Source organism: Haloplanus sp. HW8-1, from assembly GCF_023703795.1.
GTDB classification, from domain to species: Archaea; Halobacteriota; Halobacteria; order Halobacteriales; family Haloferacaceae; genus Haloplanus; species Haloplanus pelagicus.
On record NZ_CP098518.1, the window covers coordinates 3,124,119 to 3,148,524 of the forward strand.

The following is a 24,406-nucleotide window of genomic DNA, read 5'->3' on the forward strand; positions in this document are numbered from 1 at the left end:
GCCGACACCGGACCGCGGCCGAGACTTTATTATCGCCGATTGCGTCAGACGAAATAATGAGGCACGCCCGGTCACGCCGCGTCGCGGCGGCGGCGCTCGTCGCGGCGGCCGTCGCCACTCGTCCGGCCACGGCCCACGTCGACTACGTGACCGACGGGGGCGGCGACGGCCCGACCGCCGTCGAGTTCCTGACGGCCGTCTTCTCGGCCCCGCTCAACCTCGTTCTCCTCGGCGCCGGGGGCGCGGGAGTGGCCGTCGCGACGGCGGGGTGGCTCCGGTACGGTGACCACCTGGCGGACGTGACCGTGCTGCGGCGGACGCTCCGCTCGTACCAGCCGTATCTCGGCTGGCTGTTACGCCTCGCCACCGGCCTCCCGCTCATGGGCGCCGGGTTCGGGGGATATCTCTTCTCGCCTGCGGTGCCAGCCGAGGCGCGTCTCCTCCAGATTACGCTGGCGTTTCTCCTCCTCTTTGGCCTCGCGACCCGGCTGGCGGCGGCCGCGGGACTCGTGGCGTACGCCGTGGGGCTGGCGACGCACTTCCCGACGCTTCTCCTGAGTTCGGAGTACGTCGCGGGCTTTCTCGGCATTCTCGTCGTCGGTCCCGGACAGCCGAGCGCCGACCTCCTCTTCCGACGACTGGTGCTCACCGACGGCACGCTCGCCAGTCGGTTCCGCGACCTGACGACGCCGGGGGACATCCTCGCCGCACTCGGCGTCCAGAAAGCCGTTGCGCCCCTCCTCATCCGTCTCTTTCTCGGGTTCAACTTCGCCTACCTCGGCGTGACGGAGAAGTGGCTGAACCCCGGCCGGGCGCTCGAAGTCGTCGAGAAGTATCAGCTCACGCGTGTCCTGCCCGTCGCTCCCGAGATGTGGGTGTTCGGTGCCGGCCTCGGCGAACTCGTCGTCGGGCTCTGTATCCTCACCGGCACCTTCACGCGGAGCGCGGCCGGCGCGGGCTTTCTCATCCTCACGACCACGCTCTTTGGCCTCCCCGACGACCCGGTGCTCGCTCACGTCACCCTCTTCGGGCTCTCCTCGGCACTCCTGATCACGGGCAGTGGCCCGGTCGCGCTCGACCGGTCGGTGATCCCCCGCCTCCGGGCACGCTTCGGCACCACCCCGCTGACCGACGACGGGCCGGCCGCCCCGTCCGACTGACTCGCAGCCGGCAGCCGATTATCAGATATTGTACTGTGAGGGGTGCGGTTATTATAACCGCTTCACTACCCGGACGTAGGCATGGCCATTCCCCTTCTGGATCATATACGAGAGCGGTACGGGCTGAAGTTGGCTGCCGCGCTCGTCGCAGCACTCCTCTTGACCGTCGCCGTCGGCGGTGTGGTGAGTGCCAACGCGTCGACCCAGTTGCGCGAGGACGTCGAACACCACATGACGGACCGAACGGAACAGCGCTCGGCACAGCTCGACGCGTGGCTCACCGGTCTGACGACCCAGGCCCGGGTGGCCTCGGACCACCCGGCACTCCGGAGCGACGACCGGGCGGCAGTCGAGTCGTATCTCGACGAACTGGTTCGGGACGAGCGGGCGCCGCCGGGCGTCGCCGCGGTCCACTACGTCGACGCCACGTCCGGCACCATCGTGACGAGTTCCAACGACGAACTCGTCGGTGTCGACGCGCGCGCCCAGGGCGCACCGTTCGCCCAGGAAGACGTGTCGTTCGAGGGGTCGAGTGACGTGTTGGTCACCGATCCGTTCCGCCCGAACGTCGTCGACTTCACGACTGTCGCCGTCGCGACGCCGGTCGAGGGGCGGTCGGATCGGTTGCTCGTCTACATGGTCGACTTCGAAGCGCAGGTGAGCCAGTTCGCCGGCGCGAGCGACGCCGGGCGGACGGTCGTCGTCGGCGAGGACGGGACGATCATCGCGCACCCGGAGACGGACCTGATCGGCACCGGGGCGGCGGAGACGTCGACGACCGTTCCCGACGGGGGGTTCGATGGGGCGACGTTCGTCCAGCGGGACGGCCGCGCCGTCGCAGCCGCGCCGATGGAGACGACCGACTGGGCGGTGGTCGTCTCGGAGCCAGCCTCCGAGGCCTTCGCCGTCCAGCGGGGGATCGTCTCCGGCATCGTCGGACTCATTCTCGTGGCCGTCATCTCGCTGTCGCTGATCGGCGTCACCATCGGCAGTCGGACCTCCCTGTCCCTGCGGCGTCTCTCCGGGAAGGCCGAGGCGATGGCGACGGGCGATCTGGACGTCGACCTGACGACCGGCCGAACCGACGAGATCGGACAGCTCTACTGGTCGTTCGATCAGATGCGTGCCTCGCTCCGAGAACGCATCGACGAGGCGGAGGAAGCGCTCGACGAGGCGGAGACGGCCCGCGCGGAGGCGGAGGCGGCCCGCGCGGAGGCGACCCGGACTAACGAACGCCTCGAACGCACCGCCGAGACCTACGGGGAGGTGATGCAAGACGTCGCGGACGGCGACTTCACCCGCCGGATCGACGTGAGCGACTCGAACGACGCGATGGCCACCATCGGAGTCGCGTTCAACGACATGGTTTCGGCCATCGAGTCGACGATCCGCGAGGTCAAGACCTTCGGCGCCGAGGTGGCCAACGCCGCCGAGGCAGTCGACCGGAACGCGGCCGAGGTCAAGGCGGCGAGCGAGGAAGTGAACGAGGCGGTCGCGGAGATCGCCGACGGGGCGCGCACACAGACCGAGAGTCTTCAGGAGATGACCGGGGAGGTAAACGATCTCTCGGCCAGCGCCGAAGAAATCGCGGCGACCGTCGATACGGTCGCGGACACCTCCGAACACGCCGCCGAGGCGGGTGCCGACGGCCGTGCCGCCGCCGAGGCGGCCGTCGAGGAACTCGCCGGGATCGAGGAGACGACGGCGGACACCCAGACCGAGGTGGAGGCACTCCACGACGAGATGGCCGAGATCGGCGAGATCGTGGACGTCATCTCCGACATCGCCGAGCAGACGAACCTGCTGGCGCTCAACGCTTCCATCGAGGCCGCTCACGCCAACGGCGAGGCCGGCGACGCCGACGGGTTCGCCGTCGTCGCCGACGAGGTCAAGAACCTCGCGGAGGAGACCAAAGAGTCCGCGAGCGAGATCGAGGCCCGCATCGAATCCGTCCGGGAGCGAACCGAAGGGGTAGTCGAAGGCACCCAGGAGACGGGCCAGCGCGTCGCCGAGGGCGTCGAGACCGTCGAGGGAGCCATCGAGGCGCTCGAACGTATCGCAGACTACGTCGAGGAGATCGACACGAGTATCCAGGGGATCGCCGACGCCACGGACGGCCAGGCCGACTCCACCGAGCGGGTGGTCGGGAGCCTCGACGAGGTGGCGGCCATCAGCAAGCAGACTGCCGAGGAGGCCACCGGCGTGACCGACACCGCCAGTCGACAGGAGCGGACCCTCGCCGAGGTGGACGACGCGGCCGACGAACTGACACGGCGGGCCGCCCGCCTGCGCGAACAACTCGCGGACTTCGAGGTCGATTCGCCAGGGGCCGACGCGGCGGACGGGAGTTCCTCGGCCGGTGCGATCGGTGACGGCGGCCACACGGAGGGGGAGCGCCGATGATCGGCTCGACCGCGACGTGGGCCGCAATCGGCGCCGTCGGCATGGCGCTCGGCACCCTCCCGCCGCTGTGGGGGCTGGGGAACGATCCCGAGCGGCGCACCCACTACCTCGTCCTCGCCGGCGTGACCGGCATCGCGGCCGTGGCGTACGCGCTGATGGCGTTCGGGATCGGAGACCTCGTCGTCTCCGGACGGGTCGTCTCACTCCCGCGATACGTGGACTGGCTGCTCACGACCCCGCTCATTCTCCTCTTTCTCTCCCTCTTGGGGAACACCGGCCGTGGCTCGCTCACGCGACTCGTCGTCGCCGACGTGACGCTACTCGTCCTCGGCGCCGTCGCGGTCGCCGTACCCGGGACCGTCCGCTGGCTGGCGTTCGCCGGCGGTCTCGCCGCCTTCGGGGTGCTGGTGTACGAACTCTACGCCCGCATTCCCCGGCTAGCGTCGTTCTCCAGCGAGCGGGCGCGCATCCTCTTCGTCACGCTTCGCAACCTGACGATCGCGCTCTGGACGCTGTACCCCGTCGTCTGGGTCCTGGCGCCGTCGGGCATCGGCTTGCTCACCCGTGACATGACGATGCTGGTCGTCGCCTACCTCGACTTGATCAGCAAGGCGGCGTTCGTCGCGCTCGCAGTCGACGGCATGGACGCTCTCGCCGACGTCGACCGTGGCGCCGCCGCCGCCGGTGCCGTCACGGTCGAGCGCGCCCCGGACGCCGACTCGGGAACCGCCGACTGACGCCCGCGATCTCGTTTTTTCCCGAGTGTCTCGGCGCTCACACCACGACCCATACAGCGGCCGACTCCTCGGTTTAGCTTCTCTCCGTGGATGGCGATGCGTCCGCCGAGACCGGCGAGGTCGCCGTCCACATAGATGGGGGCCGACGATCGGCTGTCGGTCCGGACGGTCACCGACGCCACCCTCGACGCCGCGACCGTCGCCCTCTACACCGACGAAAGCGAGGCCGCCGCCAGCGACGCCATCGCCGACGACGGCTCCGGCATCCCCGACGCGGAGCGGGAAGCCGTCTTCGAGATGGGCGACACCACCGCCGACGAGAGGACGGCACCGGAGCTCGCCGTCGTCGAACGGATCGTAGACGAACACCGGCGGACCGTCGGCGTCGGCGATCTCTACGAGAAAGGGGCGGGAGAAGGCGGAGTGTCGACGTCGTCGACTAGGGCGCTTCGCCGGTTTCGATCGTGAAGTCGGCCTTCGGGTAGGCCACGCAGGTCAGGGTGTAGCCGTCGCCGAGTTCGTTGTCGTCGAGCATCTGCTGATCGTCGTGGACGACGTAGTCCTCGGCGTTCCCCCCGGAGGTGATCTGGCCGGCACACGAGACACACTGGCCCTGCCGGCAGGCGTAGGGCAGGTCCCAGCCGGCGTCCTCGCCGGCTTCGAGGACGGTCTCGTTCTCGGCCACCTCGATGGTGTCCCCCTCCTTTGCGTACTCGATCTCGAAGGTTTCGGCCTCGTCGTCCGAGACGTCCCACGGACCGGACTCCTCGGCCGCCTCGGCGCCTCCTTCGAGTTCGGCGCCCTCCTCCTCGCCCGCCACGGCCCCCGCGGCGACGGCACCGCCGCCGCCGGCGCCGATGGCCCGGTTCATCGGTTCCGGGAACTCCGTCTCGGGCACCGACTCGGCCCGGCGCTCGAGTACCTCCTGGCTGATGTCGGTTGTGGGCGTCCACCCCGTCCCCTTCGAGAGATGCAGGGCGACGGCCGTGAGCGTGAGGGCTGCGCCGATACTCAGCCCCACCAGATTTACCTCGACCATAACCGGGGCTTTGGATGCAGGGGTTAAGGGAATTGTGATCCTCGCGCCGGCCGGGGGTTCACTCCTCCCGGCGGGCGACCTCGTGGCGGCCGAACCCGTAGCGCAGACGGTTGGCGAGGCGTCGCGAGAACCGATCCCGGCGCGAGGCGAACCGCTCGGCGAGCGCTTGGTGGATCAGCGGTACCGGCACCTCGCGTTCCAGCGCCTCCCAAACCGTCCACGTCCCCGTCGACCCGCCGGCGACGTGGTCCGCCACGTCGCCCAGATCGCTCCCCTCCTCGCGGAACGCCTCCTCGCAGAGTTCGAGCAGCCACGACCGGATCACTGCGCCGTTGTTCCACGTCCGTGCGACCGCTTCGAGGTCGAGGTCGTACCGGCCCTCGAAGAGTAGCTCGAACCCCTCGCCGTAGGCCTGCATCAGGGCGTACTCGACGCCGTTGTGGACCATCTTCACGTAGTGGCCCGCGCCCGCGGGGCCCATCCGGTCGTGCCCGTCGGGACCGGTCGCGACGGCGTCGAAGACGGGACGCATCGTCTCGTAGGCGTCTTCGGGTCCGCCGACCATGAGCGAGAAGCCGAGGTCGGCCCCCGCGGGCCCGCCGCTCGTCCCGCAGTCGAGGTAGGCGGCCGGCGTCGACTCGGCGCGGCGGACGGAGTCCTCGAAGTGGGAGTTGCCGCCGTCGACGACCACGTCCGCGCCCGACAGGTGTGGTTCGAGTTCGTCGAGTGCGGCGTCGACCGCATCCCCCGCCGGCACCATCAGCCAGATCCGTTTCTCGTCGCCGAGGCGGTCCGCGAGCGCCGACAGCGAGTCGGCCGTTCCCGCGCCAGCGTCGGCGGCCGTCGCCACCGCTTCGTCGTCGATGTCGAACGCGACGACGTCGTGTCCCTCCGTGAGGACGCGTTCGACGACGATCTGTCCCATCCGCCCCAGTCCGACCACACCGAGTTCCATACCGGGGACTCCCGCGCGCCGGGAGGTAGTGGTTGTGGTTGTGGTCGTGGTTGCGGGTCGGTCCCCCACCGCCTCGCTACCCCGTACCACCGGAAGACGTTTTATCGTCGGCCGATCCGTCACCCGTATGAACCGGTCCCTGTCGACGCTGCTCGCCGCGCTCGTCGCCCTCTCGCTCGTCGGCGCGCCGGTCACGATGGCCGACTGGGGCGAACAGGCGACCGTCTCCGCCGAACCCGTCGAGCCGAACCGGATCGACGACGAGACGCCGGTCCTGCAGTACCGGTCGCTCTCGCCGTCCGCACGGACGGCCGTTCGCCGCGCCATCGAGGACCCCGACGGCACTCACGTCATCTACGGTCAGGAGGACTTCCCCGAGGACTTCGCCTACTCCGACTACAGCGAACCCGGATACGGGCTGTACGCCGTCGCCTACGAGGGACAACACTACCGGCTCTATACGTATGCCGCCGGGGGCTTCCCGTTCGTCTACTGGCTCTACGAACTCCCCTTCGTCGTCTACGGACTCGTCCTCGGCTTGCTCGCGTTCCGCGTCGCCCGGGGCGAGCGCTCGCCGCGGACGGCGACGCTCGCGGCGCTCCCCGGTGTCGCCGTCCACCTCCTCGGCCCCGAGTTCGACTTCCCGCTGCTCGCGCCGATGGCCGTCGTCGCGCTCGGCGCCCTGTCGGCCGCGATTGCCGTTGTCCTCCTCGTCCGTGATCCCGACCTGGATCTCGGCGACGTCCGCCGGGGGTGATCGCCCGCCGCCCCGGGCGCTTTTGCCCGCCGGTCGTCACGCTCACGTATGGACGACCGCATCCGCGCCCACGCCGAGACGCTCGTCGACTGGAGCGCCCGCGTCGATCCCGGTGACGACGTGGTGCTTCGCGTCGCCGAGGATGCTCACGACCTCGCCGTCGCTGTCGCGGCCGTCCTCGGCGACCGCGGGGCGAACCTACTGGCCACCTATGGCTCCGACGAGATGACCCGCGCGTATCTCCGCGCCCACGACGGCGACTTCGCCCCCGCCGAGGCCGAACGCGCACTCTACGACCGCGCCGACGTCTACCTCTCGCTCGGCGGCGGCCGGAACACCGCCGCGACGGCCGACGTCCCCGGCGACGTACGGGGGGAACACGCCCACGCTCGGGCGGAGGTCCGCGAGGCACGCATGGCGACCGACTGGGTGTCGACCGTCCACCCCACCCGCTCGCTCGCCCAGGCCGCCGGCATGTCCTACGCGGCCTATCGCGACTTCGTCTACGACGCCGTCCTCCGGGACTGGGAGAGCCTCGCCGCGGAGATGGCGGGGCTGACGGAGATCCTTGACGACGGCGACGAAGTCCGGATCGTCGCCGACGGCACCGACGTGACCCTCCCCATCGAGGGACGGACCGCCGTGAACAGCGCCGCCTCCGTCGCCTACGACTCCCACAACCTTCCCAGCGGCGAGGTGTTCACCGCCCCGGTCGGCGCCGATGGCGAGGTGACCTTCGACGTGCCCATCACGGTCCAGGGGACGGCGCTCCGTGACGCCAGCCTCGTCTTCGAGAGCGGCGAGGTGGTCGAGTTCTCGGCGGCGGCCGGCGAGGCGGCCCTCGCCGACCTACTCGACACCGACGACGGCGCGAAGCGACTCGGCGAACTCGGGATCGGCATGAATCGCGGCATCACCCGCCCCACCGACAACGTCCTCTTCGACGAGAAGATGGCCGGGACCGTCCATCTCGCTCTCGGTCGTGCCTACGACGCCTGCCTCCCGGACGGCCAGGCGGGCAACGGGAGCGCGATCCACGTCGACCTCATCACCCGGATGGGTGAGGGATCGCGCCTCGTCGTCGACGGCGCGACGATTCAGCGGGACGGCGTCTTCCGGTGGGAGGAGGGGTTCGACGGACAGTGACCGCCGTCGTCGCCCACCGCGGCTTCGCGGGTGTCAACCCCGAGAACACCGTCGCAGCCGTCCGCGCGGCCGCCGCCCGCGCCGACAGCGTCGAGGTCGACGTGGTCGCCTGCGCCGACGGCACGCCCGTCGTCTTCCACGACGCCCGCCTCGACGGCCGCGGGGAGAGCCGCGGGATCACCGACGGGACGGGGGCGGTGGCGGACCTCCCGCCGGAGACGGTGACGGCCGCGACCGTCGGTCCGAGCGAGGAGACGGTGCCCACGCTCGCCGACCTCTGTGGGGCCACGGCGGTTCCGCTGGACGTGGAACTCAAGCGCCCCGACGCAGTGGTCCGTCGGGGGTCGATCCCGCCGTCGGACCGCGACGCCGCCCGGGAGCGGTGGCTGCCGTTCGTCGACCGCGTCCTCGATGCGCTCGACGACCGGTCGGTCCGCTTCTCGTCGTTCTCGGAGGGGGCGCTTGCGGCGGTCCGGGAGCGCGATCCGGACGCCCGTCTCGCGGCGCTCTGTCGTGACTACGCGACGGGGCGGGAACTCACCGATCGGTACGATGCCGACGCGATCCACCCGCCGCTGTCGGCCGTCCGCGGCGCCGACCTCGACGCCGACTGCACGGTCAACGTCTGGACGGTCCGGACGTGGGACGAGGCGGTCGCGGCGGTCGAGGCCGGCGCCGACGGCCTGATCGCGGACTATCCGGGGCTAGAGCGGTGGCTGGAGGCGTAGAGCGGCTGAGAGGAGTAAGCCCCCTTCCGTTCTCCCGGCATTCGGCTGAGCGTCCACCTCCGCGTCCGGACTACCTTGACGAGGCGGACTTGCACCGGTGAGGATTCGCCGTTCCATCCGTTCTCGGCCGTCGAATTGCGGCTTCCGCCGCTCGCATCGTCCGTGATCGCTATGCGATCACGCGGTTCACGGCTTGCACCGTTCACCTGCCGGAGACGCGTAGCGTCTCCCTACTCGCGACTGACGCCGCTCGCATCGAGGCGCGGAGCGCCTCACAGCCCTCGGTGGGTCAACTCCCCTCGCTTGCGCTCGGGTTCGCACACCTCATCGGTCGGGCCGAGTGGTCTCGTTTCTGTTCCAGAGCCAGCCGTCTCCGACTCCGGGCTTGCGCCCGGTCACCCGTCCGGACGGTGGGGGGACTTTCCTCATGTCCTGGTGGACACGGGAGCCGGGCTCTCTCTGCCACGCTTATCTACCCGGGGTGGCCGAATAAGCCGTTCGGTCGACCGACCCGTCGGCCGGAAATCATCACGGTCTTCCCCGGTGGAAAGGAAGGCTTAAAGTCGGTTCGGGGCATCGTATGACGCATGTCAGAGGCGCAGACGGTACACCTTTCTTACGAGGATGGCGCCCGAGCGGTCGAACTGGCCCGCGAGGCCGTCGAAGCGTACGTGCTTCAGGGGCAGCGCGAACAGCCAGGGAGCATGCGCGACGCGTTCTACGCACGCACCGGGTCGTTCGTCCGGATCACGTCGACCCGCGGCCGCGGACGCCTCCGCGGCTGTGCCGGGGCCTATCGCGGGAACGACCAGCTCGGCCACGCCATCGTCGACGCCGCCATCACCGCTGCGTCGGACGACTCCTGTGGCTCCGAAGTCGAACCCCCCGAACTGGAGAGCCTCAACATCTCCATCTGTGTCGTCTGCAATCACGTCCTCACGAACGACCCGCTCGCCGACCTCGAACTCGGCACACACGGCATCGCCATCGACGCCGACGGTCAGCACGCCTGGATGTACCCCACGCTCCCGGTCGAAAACGACTGGAACGAAGAACAGTTTCTCACCCACGCCTGTCGGAAAGCCGGCCTCACACCGCTCGCCTGGCAGGACGACGACACCATGATCACGCTCTTCGAGGGACAGGTCTTCCGCGAGCGCCCCGAGGGCGGCAGCGTCGAACAGCTCTAGTCCGCACCGAATCCGACCGTTGCCGCGTCCGTCAGCGCCCGCTCGGCCGCCGCGTCGAGGTCGAACTCCCGGACGACCTCCCCGTCACGGATCAACGGTTCGAGCAACGGCTCCCCGTCGGCCGGCCCCTCCCGATCCGCGAGACGGATGTGGTGACCGCCCGCCGGCGTCCGATAGACCTGTTTCGTCCCCGAGAGCTTTCCCCGCTTGGCCGCCGGTTCTCCCCCGACCTCGACGATGTCGAGCGCGAAGTCCACGGGGTCCGCGTTGGAGACGTACCCACCGACGCCGAAGCCGTCGACCACGTCCCGGAGTTCGCGGAGGCGGGCGGGGCCCAGGCCGCCGCTCGCGAACAGGGTCACGTCGTCGTGCCCGCGGGCGTCGAGTTCCCAGCGTACCTCCCGGAGGATGTGACGGAAGTCACCCCGGCGGGACCCCGTGGTGTCGATCCGAACGCCGTCGAGGTTCTCGCCCAGCGCCTCGGCCGCGCGCAACACTTCCTCCACCTCGTCGCCGTAGGTGTCACAGAGCGCGACCCGCGGCACGTCCGGCCCGACCGCCTCGTCGAACGCCCGCCACCCCGCCTCCTGGTTCCCGCGCCCGAAACAGATCAGCAGGGCGTGGGGCATCGTCCCGCCGGCCTCCCGGCCGAGCACCTCGCCCGCGGCGACGTGAGAGAAGCCGTCGAGCCCGGCGAGCAACGCGCTCCGCTCGACCATCGCCGCCATCGAGGGGTGGACGTGTCGTGCGCCGAAAGAGAGCACCGTCGAGTCCGGTGCCGCCCGCCGCGCCTCTAGGGCCGCCGTCGCGATGCCGCTCGCGTGGGAGAGAAAGCCGAGCAGCGACGTCTCGAATCGGGCGAACTCCAGGTACGGTCCCTCGATGCGGAGGACCGGGCCGCCGTCGAACAGTCGCCCCTCCCGCATCGCGTCGACGTCGACGTCGAGGCCCTCCAGCAGCGTCGCGACGTCTTTCACTCCCGCTACCAGTTCGAACTCCCCGTCCGGGAACTGATCGGCAGTCACCTCGGCGACGACCGTCGGGTTCCGATCGGCGTGTCGTAGCGTCGCCTCGGTCCGCAGAAAGTAGGCGTCGGTCGCCGTCCCGTCGCGGATGGCCGCCGGGCCGACGATGTCGAACGATCCCATACCCGCGGGCTTCGACCCCGCCGGTGAAAAATCCGTTCGTTCGGTCGCCGGGGTCGAAGAGGATTCCTCTTCATCGGGCGTGGACCGAATCCAGCGCCTCGACCGTCGGTGCGTTCACGACGGTGACGGTCGTTCCGTCGTGCGTGACGCGGAAGGCGTCGGCGTAGGGGCCGGCGGGCACCACCAGTACGTCCCCGTCACGCCGTTCCGCGCCCCGACGCTCCCGAAGAAGTTGCCGGTAGGTCGCCGCGAACGCGGCGGCGTCCTCCTCCGTCGCCCACGCGGTCCGGAAGACGTAGCCCGTCCCGCCGTCCGCGCTCCGGTAGGGGACGATCCGATCGCCGGTCCACCCCGTCGTCACGGGGTGGCTGTAGTTGTACGCCCGGTGGGGCCGGCTCGTCCGCTGGAGGTGGAACGGCTCGACGGCGCCGTTGGCTCGGAGCGTCGCGAACAGCGACGCCTCGCCCACCGTGGTCCCCGGCGGCGTGTGGTTCAGTCGCGACCAGTTCGTCGCCGATCGGTCCGCGATCCGAACCCGCTCCGCCGACCAGTTCGGATATCGCTCGGGGTGGATCACCTGTGTCGAACTCGTCGGCGGGTCAGCGTAGGCGGCGTTCACCGCCTCCCACCCGCCACGCTGTCGGAGGTGGTGGACGAACGCCGGCCCGTCGCTGTAGGGCTGGTAGACGGCGACGTAGACGCCAAGGTCGCCGTCGAGGCTCGCTCCCGGGCCGCTCGGCGGCCGGGGCCGGCAGGGCCAGTCCGCCCGACACCGCCGCTCGTAGCGGTCCTCGACGTAGCCGGCGTCACCCTCGATCAACCCCTGGCGTGCCAGCCGCTCGTCACGCGTGACCCTCTGCCGGTCGACCCCGAAGTGCTGGTCCTGCAGGGCGTGGACGAGTTCGTGGGCGAGTGTCCGCCGGTCGATCCTCGGCTCCGCCGCGTCGCTCACGACCAGGATGCGGTCCTCGCTCGGCACGTACGACCCCTGCACCGACGCGCCGTAGAACGACTCGAAGGTCGCCTCGACCGACCGGTCCTCGCCGATCAGCAAGAGCGCCTCCCACACCGCCTCGTCGAACGCCGTGGCGGTCACTTCCTCCTCGGCGCGGTACGTCTCGCGGTCCACCACCGCGACCGGGACCGGGTCGGTGAACTCCAGCCCTCGAATGCGTTCGACGCGGGCCATCGTCCGCGCGACGACGGCCGTCCGCTCGCTCCCGTTCAGGCCGTCGGTGGCGTTCACCGACAGGGGCTCGTCGTACCACCGTCCCGCCTCCCAGCCCAGTCGGTCCGTCTGGGGGTCGGCGAAGTCGGGGTGATCTGCCGGCGTCGGCGTCGGCGTTCCCGTCACCGTGAACGTCGACGTCCGTGTCTCCGTCGTGTCGGCCGTCACCGTCGATGTCGTCGACTCTCCCTCGGGTGCGGTGAGGCCACCACACCCGGCGAGGACGATCAGGAGTGCTGCGAACGCAGGTGCCGAACGCCGGGCCATTCCGTCGGCCCTCGGCGTCGCCGCGTGAAAAGGATGCCGTCGGTCCGCGCCACCGCCTCAGTCGCGTCGCCGCGCCGCCACGAGCACTACCGCGGCCAGAACCGCGACGAGAGCCGCCAACGCTCCGAACCCGGGCGCTTCGAGGCCGGTCGAGCCACCCTCGTCCGTCGACGCGGCGGTCGCCTCGTCACCGCTCGCGGTCGTACCGCCCGCCGTCCCGTCCCCGTTCGCCGCCCTCGGGCGGATGTCCTCGACCGCTTCGGGCGTCGGTCCGTTGACGATGGTGACGCGCGTCCCCGACCGGTCGATGCGGAACGCGTCGGCGAACTCGCCGTCGGGGACGACGTATCGTCCCTCCCCGCTCACCTCGGGGACGCCTTGGGCTTCGAGGATGGCACCGTAGGCTCGGACGAACTCCGAGGCGTCCTGCTCGCTGTCCCACTCGGTCACCCAGACGTAGCCGTACCGGGCGTCGTCACCGCTCCCCTTTCGGTAGGGGAACACGCGATCGTTCCCCCAGCCCGCCGATGGCTCCGCGTCGTAGTTGTACAGATCGAGCGGCCCGGTCGTTTGCGTCACCGACTGGACCGGAACCGTATCGGCGCGGGCGGTCCGCGCCTGGTACCAGAACATCACGTACATCGAGGCCTCGCCGACCGTGTCGGAGCCGTTCTCCCCCTGGTTCGGGAACGTCTCCCAGCCGTTGCGGGCGCGGTCCTCGTACTCGATCGGGGTCGGCGGATCGTCCGTCCGGTGAATGATCTGCTCGCTCGATTCGGGCGGGTTTTCGAAGGCCGTGTCGACGGCGTCCCAGCCACCCCGCTCGCGGAGCCAGTCGATGTACACTGGGCCGTCGGAGTACGGTTGGAGCAGCGTCAGCAGGATGCCGAGGTTCGGCGGCTCGCCGGGGGAGCCGCCGTCGCTGGGTGTGCCCACACACTCCCACTCGTCGCCACACCGCTGGGTGTATCGCCGCTCGATGTAGTTGGCCTCGCCCTCGACGACGCCGTCGACGGCGAGGTCACCGTCCTGGGTCTCGGTGCTGCTGATTCGCTCGCCCAGGTTGTCGTTCTGGTCCTGCAGGGCGTGGACGAGTTCGTGGACCAAGGTCGCGTTGTCGATGGTCGGGCTGTCGGGCGAGTCGGTGATGATCCGGATGCGGTCGTCCGCCGGGGCGTAAAAGCCCGCAGTCGTCTGCCCGGACGCACTCTGGAGGGCGGTGTTGGCACCCGTATCCTCACCGACGACGAACAGCGCCTCCCACACCTGATCGTTCCAGGCGTCGAAGGAGGCGTTGCTCGTCGCGTTCCCGGACTGTCGCTGCTGGAACTCCTCGCGGGAGAGGATTTCGACGGGCACGTCGGCGTCGAACTCCTCCTGACGGATGTACTCCACGCGCGCCATCGCGCGGCTGACGTAAGCGTCGATCTCTGCGTCGCTCAGGCCGTCGGACTGGTTGATATCCACCCGCTCGTCGTGCCAGTATCCACCCTCCCACCCGACGGTGTCGGTGTCGGGATCGGCCCGCTGGGGCGTCACGTCCGCCCCGGTCGTCTCCGCGTCGACGGCGGTCGGGGGTTCGGCCGCCCCCGCTATCGGACCGACCGACGCCACGACGAGCAGTACCGCGAGACCGACGCATAGCCGCGTTCGCATACCCCTCGTTAGAAACCGGGACAGAAGTACCTTGTCCGCGGTGTCGGGGGTCGTCGAGCGGGCGGCTCCCGTTCGAGCACGTAGCCGCTCGCGCCGACGGCGTATTCGCCCTCGACGGTCGTCTCCACGTCGTAGAGGGTGGCTCCGATCGGCGTCTCGGCGTTCATCCACACGCGATCCGCGGCGCCGATGGTCGGCACGACCGCCAGGGCGGCGGCCGCTGCGCTACTCCGGAGGAACGTCCGTCGCGTCGTCTCGTGTATCGAACACTCCACCCGGGGCTGTGATCCGTCGGTCATTAATGTCGGGTGGCGGTTAACGGGAATTCAACCGAGTTTACGCCGCGTCGTCGGCCCGCGCGTCGGAATCGACCCCGAACAGGTCGTCGACGGCGGCCTGCGCCGCCCGCGCGGCCTCGTCGGCCACCGCCTCCGGGTCGGGGTCCGACTCGTCGTCCGGCACGTTCAGATACACGTCGACGTCGAGAACACCTTCCTCGAACGTGACCGTCACGTCGAGGTCACGGACTACCGACTGCCGGTAGTTGGCGAACACCACGCCCTCGGCGGCCTCGGCAGCCGTCCGCACGACGGTCTCGTCGTCCGGTTCGTCGGCGGCCACGGCCTTACGCGCCGCCGGCGCCGCCCGGTCCCATCGGGCCGCCGCCGGCGCCGCCGGCGCCGCCCGCGCCACCCTGCAGCATCTGCTGGAGCTCCCCCTGGAGCGACTCGAACTGCTCGCGGACGCGCTCCTCCTGTTTGCTCAACTGCTCGACGCGAACCTCCAGGCTGTCGACTTTCTCCTCTAGGTCGTCGTAGGCCTCGTCGTACTCCGTCTCGACGAGCAACTCGCCGACCTCGCGGTACATGGCGGTGTCCTCCTCGATATCCTCGAGGGCGTCGAGCGCCGTCTGGGACTCGTTGAGTTGGGTCTCGGCCTGCTGTTTCTGGGCCGCGACCTGCTGTGCCGTCTCTTGGAGATCCTGCAGTTCTTCGAGCTTATCCTGGGCTTCCGGCGGCAGATTTCCTTGCATAGGCGAATCGTCGGGACCCGGAGTGAAAAAGCCCCGTATTCCCGATTCGGGACGGTGGGGTCACCCCCCGTCAGTCCGACTCGGGACCCCCTCGGCCGCCCCGGTCACCCGCTCCGCCACGTCGAGTAGCCGCGTCCAGGTGTTCGTCCCCGCCCGGAGGGCGACCAGGTCGGCCGCGCCGATCCACACCCGGACCGTCCGTCCCTCCCGCTCGACCCGTGCTGTCGACCGCGCGTCGTCGATCTCGCCGACCTCGACCCGTACGCTCCGCTCGACGACCGCCGCGTGCCGTTCGGTGTCGTACTCGAACCGGAGGGAGAGACGGTGTGGCGCGTCGTCCGTGGACTCGACTGCCACGGGCGTTACTCGACGTCGACTTCCTTGATGGTCGGGGCGCGCTCCTTCAGGAGCACGCGATGCCCGCAGTACGGACAGCGAACGCCGCCGTACTCGTCGAGTTCGACGTCGCGCTTACACCGGGAACACTTGTAGCTCATTACTCCTCGTCGTCGGTGGCGAGTGCCGCGCGGATCGACCGCTGGACGGTGCGACCCCCGGGCGTCTCCGGCCGGTAGGCCCCGCCGGTGAAGACCTCCCCCGTCTCCTCGTTCTTCCAGACGCCCGTCCCGACTCGCGTCACGCTGTCGCCGTCGAGGGTGGCGTTCTGCATCTCGCCTTCGATCTCCTTGACGCGGCGACGGGCGACGCGCCCGTATCGCGCGCCGAATCGGCCCGCGCTCCCGGTACTGCGTGCCTTGTTTTCGGCCATGGTACCGTTCGATACCCGTAGCGAACGGATAAAGCCTGCGAGTCACGGCCGTTACTGCAGGTCCGCGGCCGCGAGTTCCTCGTTCAGATCCGTCCTGACGCGTTCGCCCGTCTCGCGGTCCATCGCCGTCGTGACGATCCGGTTTTCCTGTACGCTCGATCCGTCGCGAAGCAACAGACGGACGTTCCCGTTGCCGTCCGCCCGCGTCACCTTCGCCCGCAGGCCGGACTGCGATCCCGTCCCGCCGGCGTCGATGGGTCCGGGGACGATCTTCTTGACGTGGGGGTGTTCGGCCACCGTCGAGATAGCTCGCCGTCCCGTCCGACCGCCGATCAGCGTCGTGTGCCGCCCGCCGAGTTTCTCCTTCGGCGGCGTCTCGACCACCTCCAGTGCGCGCTCGCCCCGCCGGTCCAGCACCGCCGCCACGGGGTCTTCGCCCGCGACGCGGTAGAACTCGTAGTGGGTCTCGGCCCGCACCGCCCGGATGACCTCCCGGTCGCCGGCCGCGAACACCGTCTCCGGGCGCTTGCGACGGATCTCGTCGGCGATCAGCCCGGCGAAGTTGCGCCGTTCGATCACCCGGCTCCGCCCCTCCTCCTCCGGCCGGGTCGTGATGGTCGTCTCTCCCAGCACCGTCTCGTCGTCCAGCATGGTCAGGTGGGCACGGTCCACCGACACGTCGAGGACGACGGCGTCGCAGTTGCCGGTGTGACAGACCAGACAGTAGTCGCCGGGGCGTTCCAGCGGGGACCCACACCGCCCACACTCCATGGTGGTGACAGTCGGTCGCGTCTGATAAGTTCGTCCTTCGACGTGGCTCGACACAAGATCCATTGGGACGCGGCGGCACACGCCCCCCATGGTCCGCCGCCTCTCCCCCGCACACCTCCTGATCGCTACCCTCCTCGTCGGATCGGTACTGGGGGTCGGTCTGACGACCGCCAGCCCCCGCCCCGTCCAGGTCTGTGCGCCCTGCGACCGCGGCTTCGTCGGCGCCGCCCAGACCCACGACCTCGACGTTCGGATCGAGCACAGCACCGCCACGATGCGCGTCCACCGCAACGGGTCCGCGACGTGGACCGTCGAGACCCGACTGGCCGACGCCGAACCCTTCGAGAACGCCACGCTCCGGGAGTCGGTCGCCCGCGAGGCCGTCGCGGTTCACGACGGTCGCCTCCGCTCGACGAGCGTCGACGGCGACACCGTCAGGGTGCGCTACCGCACGCCGGACGTCGCCGTCGACGCGCCCGGCGGCCTCCTCCGCGTGACCTACTTCCGTGACGACGGGGGCGCGACCGTACGGGACGGCCTCGGCGCCGACCGCCTCACCCTCGTCGCGCCCGAGGGGATGGTCGTCGAGCGCGGTCTGCCCGGCGCCGACGTGTCCGGCCGCCGGATGACGGCCACCTCCTTCGAGGGGTCGGGCGACGGGCCGTTCGTGACGCTCGCGCCCGCCGACGCCGCCCTCGCGCCCCTGTGGAGTCTCCTCGCCGTCTCCCTCCCCCTCGTGCCCGTCGTCGGCCGCAACCTCCTCCTGCTGGTCGCGATTCCGGCGGCCGTGTTCGTCGGCGGCCTGGCGGCCGTGGCCTGGGGAACCGAGCGCGTCGGCCTCGGGACCACCGCCACCCCCGACCGCCGCGCCCTGGCCGTCCTCGCACTCGGCGTCCTCGCGCTCGCACACCCGCTCTACGCCGAGGCCGTCGTCGCGGGGACGACGCCACCGTTCGTCGCCGCCGGTGTCGGCGCCCTCGCCCTCGGCGGCACACTCGCCGTCCCCGCGGTCCGCGAGGGGCTCTCGGCTCGCCGCCTCGCCGGCGTCGTCCTCGGTGCGTTCGCCGTCGCCGTCGCGGCCGGCCTCCTGCTCCGGGCGCTCCCCCTCGGCGACCTCTCGATCCGGGACGACGCCAGCGTCCTGACGCTCGTCCTGCCGGCACTCCCCGTCTACGCGGCCACGCTCGTCGGCTACGCGGCCGCCCACGGCTCGCTCCGCCGCGGGCTGGCTGCCGCCGTCGGCGCCTTCGTCCTCGTCCTCGTCACGACGTTCTCCATCGCGTCACAGGGTGGGACGCTCTACTTCCTGGGTGTCGTCCTCGCCGTCCTCGGCGCCGTCGGGGGCGTCGTCGTGGCTGTGCCCTTCTTCCTGCTCGGCTACGGGCTGCCCGGGCCGAACGGTCGCGGCGACGGACGACGGCACGACGCCGGCGACGGTACCTAGAGGTCCTGCGGATCCACCTTCAGGAACTCCCGGAGGACGGCCGTCGCGTAGGATCCCCGTGGCAGGGAAAAGGAGAGCGAGAGCGGGTCGCGCTCGACGGTGAGGTCGGTGCCGACCAGTATCGCGCGGCGGGTGCCCGTCGAGTCGAAGTTGCCGGGCAGGTCGAAATCCGCCGGCGCGAGGTCGAGGGCGTCGAGTACCGCCCGCTCGATGTCGCCCGGGTCGCCGCCGCCGAGGTCGGTTTCGGTGCCGACGAGCGGCGCGGTGACGAACGCCCGCCCCCGCTCGCAGTGGCGACGCACCACGTCGACGCGGTCCTCGGTCACCCGCTGGAGACGGTCGGTGTCGGGAACGACGAGGTCCGACGGGGCGTCCGCATCCACGAAACAGACTACGTCGCCGACGACGGGTCGGTCGAAGGGAAGCCCGCGGCGCAGGCGCTCCGAGCACATCCGATTGAACGCGTAGGACTGGGCCGCGTTGACGAACAGTCGCTGGAGGTTCCATGGAACCGCCTCCAAGGCGGCCCGGAAGTCCGCCGCCTCCCGGCCACCGTTCTCGACCAGCGCGTGGAGCATCGAACGCTCGTAGCCGAGATGGCCGGGCATCGCGTCCAGGGCGGCCGGCCAGTCCGGGTCGTCGCCCGCCGCCACGTCCTCGACCGTTGCCCGGGCTGTCCGGGTTCGCTCCGGCTCCGTCTCGGCCGGATTGCCCACGTAGGCGAGGACAGCCTCGCGCCACTCCCCGCGGACGACGTGGAGCCCCACCTCGTGGGTGACGGGGCGCCGGCTACCGAACCGCTGGTGGCCGAACCAGTTCGGCACCGCGGGGCGCCCGCCACCGAACGTTTCGAGCGCGTCGAGAACGCTGTCGACGGCGTCTGGCCGGGGCGGCCCGGCGACCCGAATCTCGAAGGCGTTGCCGGCCAGGTCGCCGAACTCCAGGTTGCGGCCCACCCGGCCGAGCGCGGTCACCTCCGCGCCGTCGAGGGCGGGCAGGTCCGCGGGATCGACCCCCTGAACCGAGAACAGCTGTGTCGTGACCGCGCGCTTGTCCTTCGTCCCCGCCCACGACACCCGCTCGCGACTGATCCCGAGGGCGTCCGAGAGCGCCCCGGCGAAGTCGTTGGTGTCCCAGTCGGTGAGCGTCGCCCGGACGAGCAGGTGGGGGTACGCTCCCGGGTCGGCAGCGAGCGGTTCCGGCTCGACGGCTTCGCGTTCCCGTACCCGGAAGTCGGCCGGCGCCTCGCGGAGGCGCCCGCCGATCCCGGGACCGTCGCTCACGTAGTACTCGATGCCGACCTGCCGTTCCAGCGGGTGTGCCTCGCGCATTGCGGTCGTCGCCGATCGTTCGCGGTGCCGATGGGTGAGGGTGTCGGTTCCTCTCGTAGCGTTCGTCAGTCAGCACACAGCTCATCGCATGACTGCGTGCGATCGGCTGTGTAGACAGTTACGAACGCTACGCTAGCCGACGAGACCGACCCACTCGACCACCAGCAGGAGGCCGACGCCGACGCCGAGGACGCCCGCGAACGTCCGAAGCGCCCGCTCGATGCTGGTGTCGAGCGTCCGCCGCCACAGCGCCGAGACCGTCGCCATCGTCAGCACCGACGCGAGACCGAAGGCCGCGAGGAAGGACGCCGCGGTCGGGAGGTCGGGCGCCGTCGAGACGAGGGCGACTACGAGCGCGCCGCTCCCCGCGACGCCGTGGAGTGCGCCCACGATCGCGGAGTCGCCGTGGACGTGGACGTGCCCGCCGCCGATCGACAGAGTTCCCACGTCGACGTGGCTGTGGAGTGGATGCGTGCCGTGGGCGTGCTCCCGGAGGCCGACCACGCCGGCGAGCATCCGCCCGCCGAGGTAGACCAGGGCGACCCCGACGGTCGCTTCGAAGAGCCCGACCACCGACTCGGGGAGGCGAAGCCCGAACACGAGCAGGGTGACGCCGAGCGCGGCGATGGGGACGGTGTGACCGATCCCCCAGGAAGCCCCGACGAGGCCGGGGCGCGATACGCCCTCGCTGTCCGAGGTGCGTGACCCCTCGCCCTTCTCCGGGGTGTGTGGCTCCTCGCCGTCGATCAACGTCGCGATGGCGGCGAGGTGATCCGTTTCGAGCGCGTGGTGAGCGCCGAGGGCCCCCCCGGCGACAGCCGCGGCGATCAGCGACATACCGGCCACTTGCCCACGCCACACTTAGCCGTTGTGTGCTCGGTCGACCCTCGTGTCCGCCGGCGCCCCGAAGACACACCCAGACCTACCGCTATCCGGTGAGCGAGGACGCGACCGAGCGCCGGGCGGTCGAGACCCGCGCGTCGGTCGGCTATCGTAGCGTTTGGAACTGTTTGCACACCTGATCGCTAGACTGCGTGCGATCCGGTGTGCGATGACTTACAACGGCTACGATAACTCAGTACAGCGATAGTTCGCCGGTCACGCGGTCCACCTCGTCGTCGTCGCCCGGCCCCACCGCCAGCGCCGTCACGGTTCCCGGCTCCAGTTGCGTGTGGCCCGCGTCGCGGACGATGGCGTTCGGCAGTCCCGCCCGCTCGGCGGCGTCGGCCAGTTCGAACAGCTGTGACTCGCCACTCCCCTTCAGGACGACCTTCTTCTGCCCCTCCCCTTTCCACGCGCGTTTCGTCCGCTCGTCGGCGTCCTCGTAGGCCGACAGCGCGGCGTGGGCGACCTGCGCGGCGAGTTTCCCCTGGCCCATCCCGACGTCGGTCCGTGCGACGATGGCCTGTTTCATGTCCCTCCGTCCACGCGGGCGGGTCAAAGCGTCGTCGGTCCGACGTCAGTCCCGGACGGACTCGGGTGGGTCACGGACGCGCCCGACGCCCCGAACGACGCTTCCCAGCAGGTACAGGAACGCCCCGACGAACAGCGGGATCGTGACGAACGTCGCGATGCTCCCGGCGCCACCGGGGGCGATTCCGTACAGCTGCGCGGAGATGGCGCCGAGTTGCAGGAGTAGGAGGGCACCGACGCGACGGACGGTCCGCTGGAGGGCGGCGGTCATGGCCGTAGTCCCGGCAAGAGGTCGAAAAGAATTTTCGCTCTAGTACGCCCCGGCGTCGACCAGTCGTTTCGCGATGCGCTGGGCGCCGACCGCCGCGGACTCCGCCGGCTCGTCGGGCGCAACCGCCTCGACGTCCCGCTGGAGTTCCTCGCTCAGGCGTTCCTCGAACTCCTCGACGATGCCGGGGATGCAGGCCATCCCGCCCGTCAGAACGATGGGCCGATCGAGCGCCAACTGGTAGACTTTGATGTGGTCGTTCGCCAGTTCGGGGAGGAAGGCGTTGGCCACCTCCTCGACGGCCTCGTCGACGTACTCGTCGACGGCGTCCATGACGCTGCGTTCGATGGTGAACTCGTGGGAGCCGCCACCGGGTTGCTGGATCACGTCCGTGAACGGCTCGAAGTCCACGAAGTCGGCGTGGTCTTCCTTGTACTCGCGGGCGGTCGTGTTGTCGATGTTGACCCGTCCCTGGGTCTCTTCCTCGACGTAGTTGGCGACCATGCGGTCCACCTCGTTGCCGGTGACCGCGCCCGTCGTGAAGGGGACGAGTTGTTCGCCGCGACGGTAGGCGGACGCTTCGAGGTTCGTCGAGCCCAGATTGACCGTGACGAAGATGTCCTCGACGGCCTCTAGGTCGTCGCCGAGGGCGGGCACCGACCCGCAGAGCGATTCCGGGTAGCTCCGGATCAGCGCCTTGCCGATGGCGCTTCCCTCGATGACCGACTGGAGGTTCTCGAGCCCCCGCTCGTTGTCGATGGTCGGGATGGCGTACACCACCGCGCTGTCCGTCGGCACGTCGTTCGCCGCGATGACCTCCTCGAAGAACGTCGCCGTCAGGTCCGCGCCGGATTCGTCCTCGGGGAGTCCCGACCGGAGGGTGTACTGCACGCGGTCGGGGTACTCCGTCGCCGCCTCCTCGCCGTAGAGCACCCGCTCCTCGCCCGTGATGACGTCCTCGTAGGTCGCGAGGCACGTGAGCGTCTTGACCGTGCGCAGTCCGTCGCCGTCAGGGATGGCGATGACCGTCCGGGTGCTCCCGAGTTTCACCCCGATGGGCGTCGGTTCGTCGCTGCCACCGTCTTCAACCGGCTCTTCGGCCTCGTTCTCGTCGGAGTCACTCATACGGCCGCCGCTACACGCGGGGGTGATAAATAAGCACTCCCGGAATCGGTCAGCGCCCGGCGAGCGAGGCCAGTCGAGCGACGTAGTGGAGGCTGACCCGGTGGTCGTCGGCGTCAAGGCGGTTCGCGTCGTTCGCCCGCGCGTCGTCGATGCCCGCGAGGTAGGCGCCGAGCGCCTCCGCGGCGTCCGCTCCCAGCCAGCCGACGGACTCGTAGAACGCCAGCGCGTCGGCCACCGACTCGCGGCCCGCCTGCAACACGAGGAACTCCAGCCACTCGAAGATCAGCGCCTCGGCGGTCAGCGACGCCGGCAGTGCGGGGAGGTAGGGACGTTCCATCGGCCCGTCCCGGTGGTCCATCGCGACCAGATCGCGAGTTACCGACTCTTCGAACGCGGCGTCGGCTGCCGGACGGTCCGACTCGTCGGCCGTCGGTTCGTCGTCGCGTTCCTCCGCCGCGTCGTCGTCCGGCCACCCGGCATCGCCGAGCGGCGACGCGTCGCTGGCCGTCCGGAGTTCGTCGAGGTCGTAGTTTCGCGGGTCGATGGCCATCGAACGCCGGGAAATAGGGACGCCCAGAAATTAAACCTTCCCGACCGTCTGCCGTCCGTCCGACGGTCCTGTTCGGGCGTCGCTGGGGCGGGTGAGCGCGACGTCAGGCGTCGACGCCGAGCGTCCGGGTCAGGAGCAACACGACGACGAGGAGCGCCAGGAGCCCGGCGATCAGTCCGTACGCCGCGAACCAGCCCACTTCCTCGGCGACCGTCCCCGTCACGCCGCTGCCGAGCGAACTGACGAGCAACAGGACGGTCCGCACGAGGCCGAACCCCGTCCCGCGCTCGTCGGCCGCGAGGTGGTCCATGAACCGGGAGTTGACGACGCCCGGCCACGAGAGCCCCAGCGCGACGAGCCCCGTTCCCGCGACGACGGCGACGGGCCCGCCGTCGCCGAACAGGAAGCAGGCGTAGCCGGCGACACCGGCGAGAAAGGACGCCCCGAGCGCCGGATCCCGCCCGGTCGTATCCGACAGCCATCCGAGGACGGGGGCGGTAACGAGGGTGAGCGCGAACACGGCGCCGAACACGAGGCTCGCACGCCCGGTCGCGAGGCCCACGTGGGCACGGAGAAAGGTCGGGAAAAACGAGGCGAACGACTGCCAGGTGAAGAAGGCGACCATGGCAAGCGCGGTCGTGAACGCGATGCTCGGTCGGGTGAGGAGGCCGATAAGTCGCCGAGGGGTCGTCCTGTCGACGACGGCCCCGTCGCCGCTCGGCGGCGTCCTCGGGACGCGCCACGCGAACAGGACGAGGACGACCGGCGCGACGACGGCGGGGACCAACACTCCCGCCCGCCAGCCGAACCGCGTGGCCGCGGCCGCGCTCGCGACGGGGGCGATCAGCCCCGCCGACGACGCGCCGATTTCGTGGATCCCGAGCGCCCGCCCGGTGTCGTCGAACTGGGCGGTGAGAAACGACGTGCCGGCGGTGAAATACAGGCCGGCGGCCCCGCCGAGGGCGACGGCCGCGACGGCGAAGACGGCGAAGGTGGGGGCGCTCGCCAGTGCGAGACTCGCCGCGGCGATGCCCGCCATCGCGAGGAGGATCACGCGCCGCTCCCCGATCCGATCGGCGATGACGCCGCCCGGGAACTGAAACAGGGCGTAGGCCGCCCACATCCCCGAGAGGGCGACGCCGACCGTCCCGGTCGTGACGCCGAAGGCGTCGATGATGCCGGGGACGAGCGGGCTGGGCGCCAGCCGTGCTACCATCGTCACGAAGAAGGCAGCGGTCGTGACACCGAGGAGATCCCAGCCGCCGGTTCGGTCCATCGTCGGTCGATC

Annotated in this window: 28 protein-coding genes and 1 other RNA gene; 9 read left to right on the forward strand and 20 right to left on the reverse strand. The window is 70.3% G+C overall.

What is annotated here, in order from left to right; all coding sequences use genetic code 11:
- Window positions 1–56 precede the first annotated feature (56 nt).
- The 4 genes from NBT82_RS16290 to NBT82_RS16305 all read left to right on the forward strand — a co-directional run bounded on the left by NBT82_RS16290 (window position 57) and on the right by NBT82_RS16305 (window position 4,768).
- Complete coding sequence (locus NBT82_RS16290) at window positions 57–1,160, forward strand: DoxX family protein (RefSeq protein WP_251329152.1); 1,104 nt, start codon at window positions 57–59, stop codon at window positions 1,158–1,160.
- 81 nt (window positions 1,161–1,241) lie between these two features.
- On the forward strand, window positions 1,242–3,563 hold the full coding sequence (locus NBT82_RS16295; RefSeq protein WP_251329153.1) for a methyl-accepting chemotaxis protein: 2,322 nt from the start codon (window positions 1,242–1,244) through the stop codon (window positions 3,561–3,563).
- Complete coding sequence (locus NBT82_RS16300; RefSeq protein ID WP_251329154.1) at window positions 3,560–4,300, forward strand: bacteriorhodopsin; 741 nt, start codon at window positions 3,560–3,562, stop codon at window positions 4,298–4,300. Before NBT82_RS16295 ends, NBT82_RS16300 begins: the two co-directional genes overlap by 4 nt.
- A gap of 135 nt (window positions 4,301–4,435) precedes the next feature.
- Window positions 4,436–4,768 carry an ATP-binding protein gene (locus tag NBT82_RS16305; protein ID WP_251329155.1) on the forward strand — a complete coding sequence of 111 codons (333 nt, stop codon included), beginning with the start codon at window positions 4,436–4,438 and terminating at the stop codon, window positions 4,766–4,768.
- Here the strand turns inward: NBT82_RS16305 and NBT82_RS20125 are convergent.
- Together NBT82_RS20125 and gnd are read right to left on the reverse strand one after the other, a co-directional pair.
- Complete coding sequence (locus tag NBT82_RS20125) at window positions 4,740–5,339, reverse strand: 2Fe-2S iron-sulfur cluster-binding protein (RefSeq protein ID WP_305882154.1); 600 nt, start codon at window positions 5,337–5,339, stop codon at window positions 4,740–4,742. The genes NBT82_RS16305 and NBT82_RS20125 overlap by 29 nt on opposite strands.
- A gap of 58 nt (window positions 5,340–5,397) precedes the next feature.
- Entirely contained in the window at window positions 5,398–6,294 is an 897-nt protein-coding gene (gene gnd, locus NBT82_RS16315) for a phosphogluconate dehydrogenase (NAD(+)-dependent, decarboxylating) (RefSeq protein WP_251329156.1), read from the reverse strand.
- A 127-nt stretch (window positions 6,295–6,421) separates the two neighbouring features.
- On the opposite strand from gnd, the gene NBT82_RS16320 reads away from it, so the two are divergent.
- Genes NBT82_RS16320 through NBT82_RS16330 form a run of 3 tightly spaced genes read left to right on the forward strand, consistent with a single transcriptional unit; the run spans window position 6,422 to window position 8,925 of the window.
- Window positions 6,422–7,051, forward strand: a complete 630-nt coding sequence (locus NBT82_RS16320) for a DUF7979 domain-containing protein (RefSeq protein ID WP_251329157.1) — start codon at window positions 6,422–6,424, stop codon at window positions 7,049–7,051.
- Between the two features lie 48 nt (window positions 7,052–7,099).
- Entirely contained in the window at window positions 7,100–8,197 is a 1,098-nt protein-coding gene (locus tag NBT82_RS16325) for an aminopeptidase (RefSeq protein ID WP_251329158.1), read from the forward strand.
- Window positions 8,194–8,925 (forward strand): glycerophosphodiester phosphodiesterase, encoded by a 732-nt coding sequence (locus NBT82_RS16330; protein WP_251329159.1) that lies wholly within the window; start codon window positions 8,194–8,196, stop codon window positions 8,923–8,925. The genes NBT82_RS16325 and NBT82_RS16330 overlap by 4 nt, the downstream gene beginning before the upstream one ends.
- Before the next feature lie 3 nt (window positions 8,926–8,928).
- On the opposite strand, the gene rnpB is transcribed toward NBT82_RS16330, so the two are convergent.
- Window positions 8,929–9,389: RNase P RNA component (gene rnpB / locus NBT82_RS16335), an RNA gene on the reverse strand.
- A 123-nt stretch (window positions 9,390–9,512) separates the two neighbouring features.
- Between rnpB and NBT82_RS16340 the strand changes: the two genes are divergently transcribed.
- The gene (locus NBT82_RS16340) at window positions 9,513–10,115 is read left to right on the forward strand and encodes a TIGR00296 family protein (RefSeq protein ID WP_251329160.1); all 603 of its coding nucleotides are present in this window, start codon (window positions 9,513–9,515) and stop codon (window positions 10,113–10,115) included.
- On the opposite strand, the gene NBT82_RS16345 is transcribed toward NBT82_RS16340, so the two are convergent.
- The 10 genes from NBT82_RS16345 to NBT82_RS16390 form a co-directional block, all read right to left on the reverse strand.
- Window positions 10,112–11,263 carry a nicotinate phosphoribosyltransferase gene (locus NBT82_RS16345; protein ID WP_251329161.1) on the reverse strand — a complete coding sequence of 384 codons (1,152 nt, stop codon included), beginning with the start codon at window positions 11,261–11,263 and terminating at the stop codon, window positions 10,112–10,114. The two genes, NBT82_RS16340 and NBT82_RS16345, sit on opposite strands and share 4 nt — an antisense overlap.
- A 70-nt stretch (window positions 11,264–11,333) precedes the next feature.
- Window positions 11,334–12,758, reverse strand: coding sequence for an Hvo_1808 family surface protein (locus NBT82_RS16350; RefSeq protein WP_251329162.1), 1,425 nt, complete (start codon window positions 12,756–12,758; stop codon window positions 11,334–11,336).
- A 57-nt stretch (window positions 12,759–12,815) separates the two neighbouring features.
- On the reverse strand, window positions 12,816–14,414 hold the full coding sequence (locus NBT82_RS16355; protein ID WP_251329163.1) for an Hvo_1808 family surface protein: 1,599 nt from the start codon (window positions 14,412–14,414) through the stop codon (window positions 12,816–12,818).
- An 8-nt stretch (window positions 14,415–14,422) separates the two neighbouring features.
- The gene (locus NBT82_RS16360) at window positions 14,423–14,713 is read right to left on the reverse strand and encodes a twin-arginine translocation signal domain-containing protein (protein WP_251329164.1); all 291 of its coding nucleotides are present in this window, start codon (window positions 14,711–14,713) and stop codon (window positions 14,423–14,425) included.
- Window positions 14,714–14,750: 37 nt separating this feature from the next.
- Complete coding sequence (locus tag NBT82_RS16365; RefSeq protein WP_251329165.1) at window positions 14,751–15,035, reverse strand: DUF3194 domain-containing protein; 285 nt, start codon at window positions 15,033–15,035, stop codon at window positions 14,751–14,753.
- A 4-nt stretch (window positions 15,036–15,039) separates the two neighbouring features.
- Window positions 15,040–15,447 (reverse strand): prefoldin subunit beta, encoded by a 408-nt coding sequence (locus tag NBT82_RS16370; protein WP_251329166.1) that lies wholly within the window; start codon window positions 15,445–15,447, stop codon window positions 15,040–15,042.
- Window positions 15,448–15,507: 60 nt separating this feature from the next.
- The gene (locus tag NBT82_RS16375; protein WP_251329167.1) at window positions 15,508–15,804 is read right to left on the reverse strand and encodes a KEOPS complex subunit Pcc1; all 297 of its coding nucleotides are present in this window, start codon (window positions 15,802–15,804) and stop codon (window positions 15,508–15,510) included.
- A 5-nt stretch (window positions 15,805–15,809) separates the two neighbouring features.
- On the reverse strand, window positions 15,810–15,944 hold the full coding sequence (locus NBT82_RS16380) for a DNA-directed RNA polymerase subunit P (RefSeq protein WP_114448489.1): 135 nt from the start codon (window positions 15,942–15,944) through the stop codon (window positions 15,810–15,812).
- A complete protein-coding gene (locus NBT82_RS16385) occupies window positions 15,944–16,216 on the reverse strand; it encodes an eL43 family ribosomal protein (RefSeq protein WP_251329168.1) in 273 nt (90 codons plus the stop codon). The genes NBT82_RS16380 and NBT82_RS16385 overlap by 1 nt, the downstream gene beginning before the upstream one ends.
- Before the next feature lie 51 nt (window positions 16,217–16,267).
- Window positions 16,268–16,987, reverse strand: a complete 720-nt coding sequence (locus tag NBT82_RS16390; RefSeq protein ID WP_251329169.1) for a DUF2103 domain-containing protein — start codon at window positions 16,985–16,987, stop codon at window positions 16,268–16,270.
- 88 nt (window positions 16,988–17,075) lie between these two features.
- On the opposite strand from NBT82_RS16390, the gene NBT82_RS16395 reads away from it, so the two are divergent.
- On the forward strand, window positions 17,076–18,431 hold the full coding sequence (locus tag NBT82_RS16395; RefSeq protein ID WP_251329170.1) for a hypothetical protein: 1,356 nt from the start codon (window positions 17,076–17,078) through the stop codon (window positions 18,429–18,431).
- Here NBT82_RS16395 and truD read toward each other — a convergent pair.
- The 7 genes from truD to NBT82_RS16430 form a co-directional block, all read right to left on the reverse strand.
- Window positions 18,428–19,762, reverse strand: coding sequence for a tRNA pseudouridine(13) synthase TruD (gene truD / locus NBT82_RS16400; RefSeq protein WP_251329171.1), 1,335 nt, complete (start codon window positions 19,760–19,762; stop codon window positions 18,428–18,430). The two genes, NBT82_RS16395 and truD, sit on opposite strands and share 4 nt — an antisense overlap.
- 132 nt (window positions 19,763–19,894) lie before the next feature.
- Window positions 19,895–20,599 (reverse strand): high-affinity nickel-transporter protein, encoded by a 705-nt coding sequence (locus NBT82_RS16405; protein ID WP_251329172.1) that lies wholly within the window; start codon window positions 20,597–20,599, stop codon window positions 19,895–19,897.
- A 238-nt stretch (window positions 20,600–20,837) separates the two neighbouring features.
- Window positions 20,838–21,176 (reverse strand): peptidyl-tRNA hydrolase Pth2, encoded by a 339-nt coding sequence (gene pth2, locus NBT82_RS16410; RefSeq protein ID WP_251329173.1) that lies wholly within the window; start codon window positions 21,174–21,176, stop codon window positions 20,838–20,840.
- Between the two features lie 45 nt (window positions 21,177–21,221).
- Window positions 21,222–21,446, reverse strand: a complete 225-nt coding sequence (locus NBT82_RS16415; RefSeq protein WP_251329174.1) for a hypothetical protein — start codon at window positions 21,444–21,446, stop codon at window positions 21,222–21,224.
- 39 nt (window positions 21,447–21,485) lie between these two features.
- The gene (locus NBT82_RS16420) at window positions 21,486–22,568 is read right to left on the reverse strand and encodes an actin-like salactin (RefSeq protein ID WP_251329175.1); all 1,083 of its coding nucleotides are present in this window, start codon (window positions 22,566–22,568) and stop codon (window positions 21,486–21,488) included.
- A gap of 49 nt (window positions 22,569–22,617) precedes the next feature.
- Entirely contained in the window at window positions 22,618–23,118 is a 501-nt protein-coding gene (locus tag NBT82_RS16425) for a FlaD/FlaE family flagellar protein (protein ID WP_251329176.1), read from the reverse strand.
- A 103-nt stretch (window positions 23,119–23,221) separates the two neighbouring features.
- Window positions 23,222–24,394: an MFS transporter gene (locus tag NBT82_RS16430; RefSeq protein ID WP_251329177.1), complete on the reverse strand. Its 1,173-nt coding sequence runs from the start codon at window positions 24,392–24,394 to the stop codon at window positions 23,222–23,224.
- Between the last annotated feature and the right edge of the window lie 12 nt (window positions 24,395–24,406).

Coding starts and splice junctions, on each gene's coding strand:
- NBT82_RS16290 (WP_251329152.1), top strand. CDS start 57: ATGAGGCACGCCCGGTCACGCCGCGTCGCGGCGGCGGCGCTCGTCGCG.
- NBT82_RS16295 (WP_251329153.1), top strand. CDS start 1,242: ATGGCCATTCCCCTTCTGGATCATATACGAGAGCGGTACGGGCTGAAG.
- NBT82_RS16300 (WP_251329154.1), top strand. CDS start 3,560: ATGATCGGCTCGACCGCGACGTGGGCCGCAATCGGCGCCGTCGGCATG.
- NBT82_RS16305 (WP_251329155.1), top strand. CDS start 4,436: ATGGGGGCCGACGATCGGCTGTCGGTCCGGACGGTCACCGACGCCACC.
- NBT82_RS20125 (WP_305882154.1), bottom strand. CDS start 5,339: ATGGTCGAGGTAAATCTGGTGGGGCTGAGTATCGGCGCAGCCCTCACG.
- gnd (WP_251329156.1), bottom strand. CDS start 6,294: ATGGAACTCGGTGTGGTCGGACTGGGGCGGATGGGACAGATCGTCGTC.
- NBT82_RS16320 (WP_251329157.1), top strand. CDS start 6,422: ATGAACCGGTCCCTGTCGACGCTGCTCGCCGCGCTCGTCGCCCTCTCG.
- NBT82_RS16325 (WP_251329158.1), top strand. CDS start 7,100: ATGGACGACCGCATCCGCGCCCACGCCGAGACGCTCGTCGACTGGAGC.
- NBT82_RS16340 (WP_251329160.1), top strand. CDS start 9,513: ATGTCAGAGGCGCAGACGGTACACCTTTCTTACGAGGATGGCGCCCGA.
- NBT82_RS16345 (WP_251329161.1), bottom strand. CDS start 11,263: ATGGGATCGTTCGACATCGTCGGCCCGGCGGCCATCCGCGACGGGACG.
- NBT82_RS16350 (WP_251329162.1), bottom strand. CDS start 12,758: ATGGCCCGGCGTTCGGCACCTGCGTTCGCAGCACTCCTGATCGTCCTC.
- NBT82_RS16355 (WP_251329163.1), bottom strand. CDS start 14,414: ATGCGAACGCGGCTATGCGTCGGTCTCGCGGTACTGCTCGTCGTGGCG.
- NBT82_RS16360 (WP_251329164.1), bottom strand. CDS start 14,713: ATGACCGACGGATCACAGCCCCGGGTGGAGTGTTCGATACACGAGACG.
- NBT82_RS16370 (WP_251329166.1), bottom strand. CDS start 15,447: ATGCAAGGAAATCTGCCGCCGGAAGCCCAGGATAAGCTCGAAGAACTG.
- NBT82_RS16380 (WP_114448489.1), bottom strand. CDS start 15,944: ATGAGCTACAAGTGTTCCCGGTGTAAGCGCGACGTCGAACTCGACGAG.
- NBT82_RS16385 (WP_251329168.1), bottom strand. CDS start 16,216: ATGGCCGAAAACAAGGCACGCAGTACCGGGAGCGCGGGCCGATTCGGC.
- NBT82_RS16390 (WP_251329169.1), bottom strand. CDS start 16,987: ATGGAGTGTGGGCGGTGTGGGTCCCCGCTGGAACGCCCCGGCGACTAC.
- NBT82_RS16395 (WP_251329170.1), top strand. CDS start 17,076: ATGGTCCGCCGCCTCTCCCCCGCACACCTCCTGATCGCTACCCTCCTC.
- truD (WP_251329171.1), bottom strand. CDS start 19,762: ATGCGCGAGGCACACCCGCTGGAACGGCAGGTCGGCATCGAGTACTAC.
- NBT82_RS16405 (WP_251329172.1), bottom strand. CDS start 20,599: ATGTCGCTGATCGCCGCGGCTGTCGCCGGGGGGGCCCTCGGCGCTCAC.
- pth2 (WP_251329173.1), bottom strand. CDS start 21,176: ATGAAACAGGCCATCGTCGCACGGACCGACGTCGGGATGGGCCAGGGG.
- NBT82_RS16415 (WP_251329174.1), bottom strand. CDS start 21,446: ATGACCGCCGCCCTCCAGCGGACCGTCCGTCGCGTCGGTGCCCTCCTA.
- NBT82_RS16420 (WP_251329175.1), bottom strand. CDS start 22,568: ATGAGTGACTCCGACGAGAACGAGGCCGAAGAGCCGGTTGAAGACGGT.
- NBT82_RS16425 (WP_251329176.1), bottom strand. CDS start 23,118: ATGGCCATCGACCCGCGAAACTACGACCTCGACGAACTCCGGACGGCC.
- NBT82_RS16430 (WP_251329177.1), bottom strand. CDS start 24,394: ATGGACCGAACCGGCGGCTGGGATCTCCTCGGTGTCACGACCGCTGCC.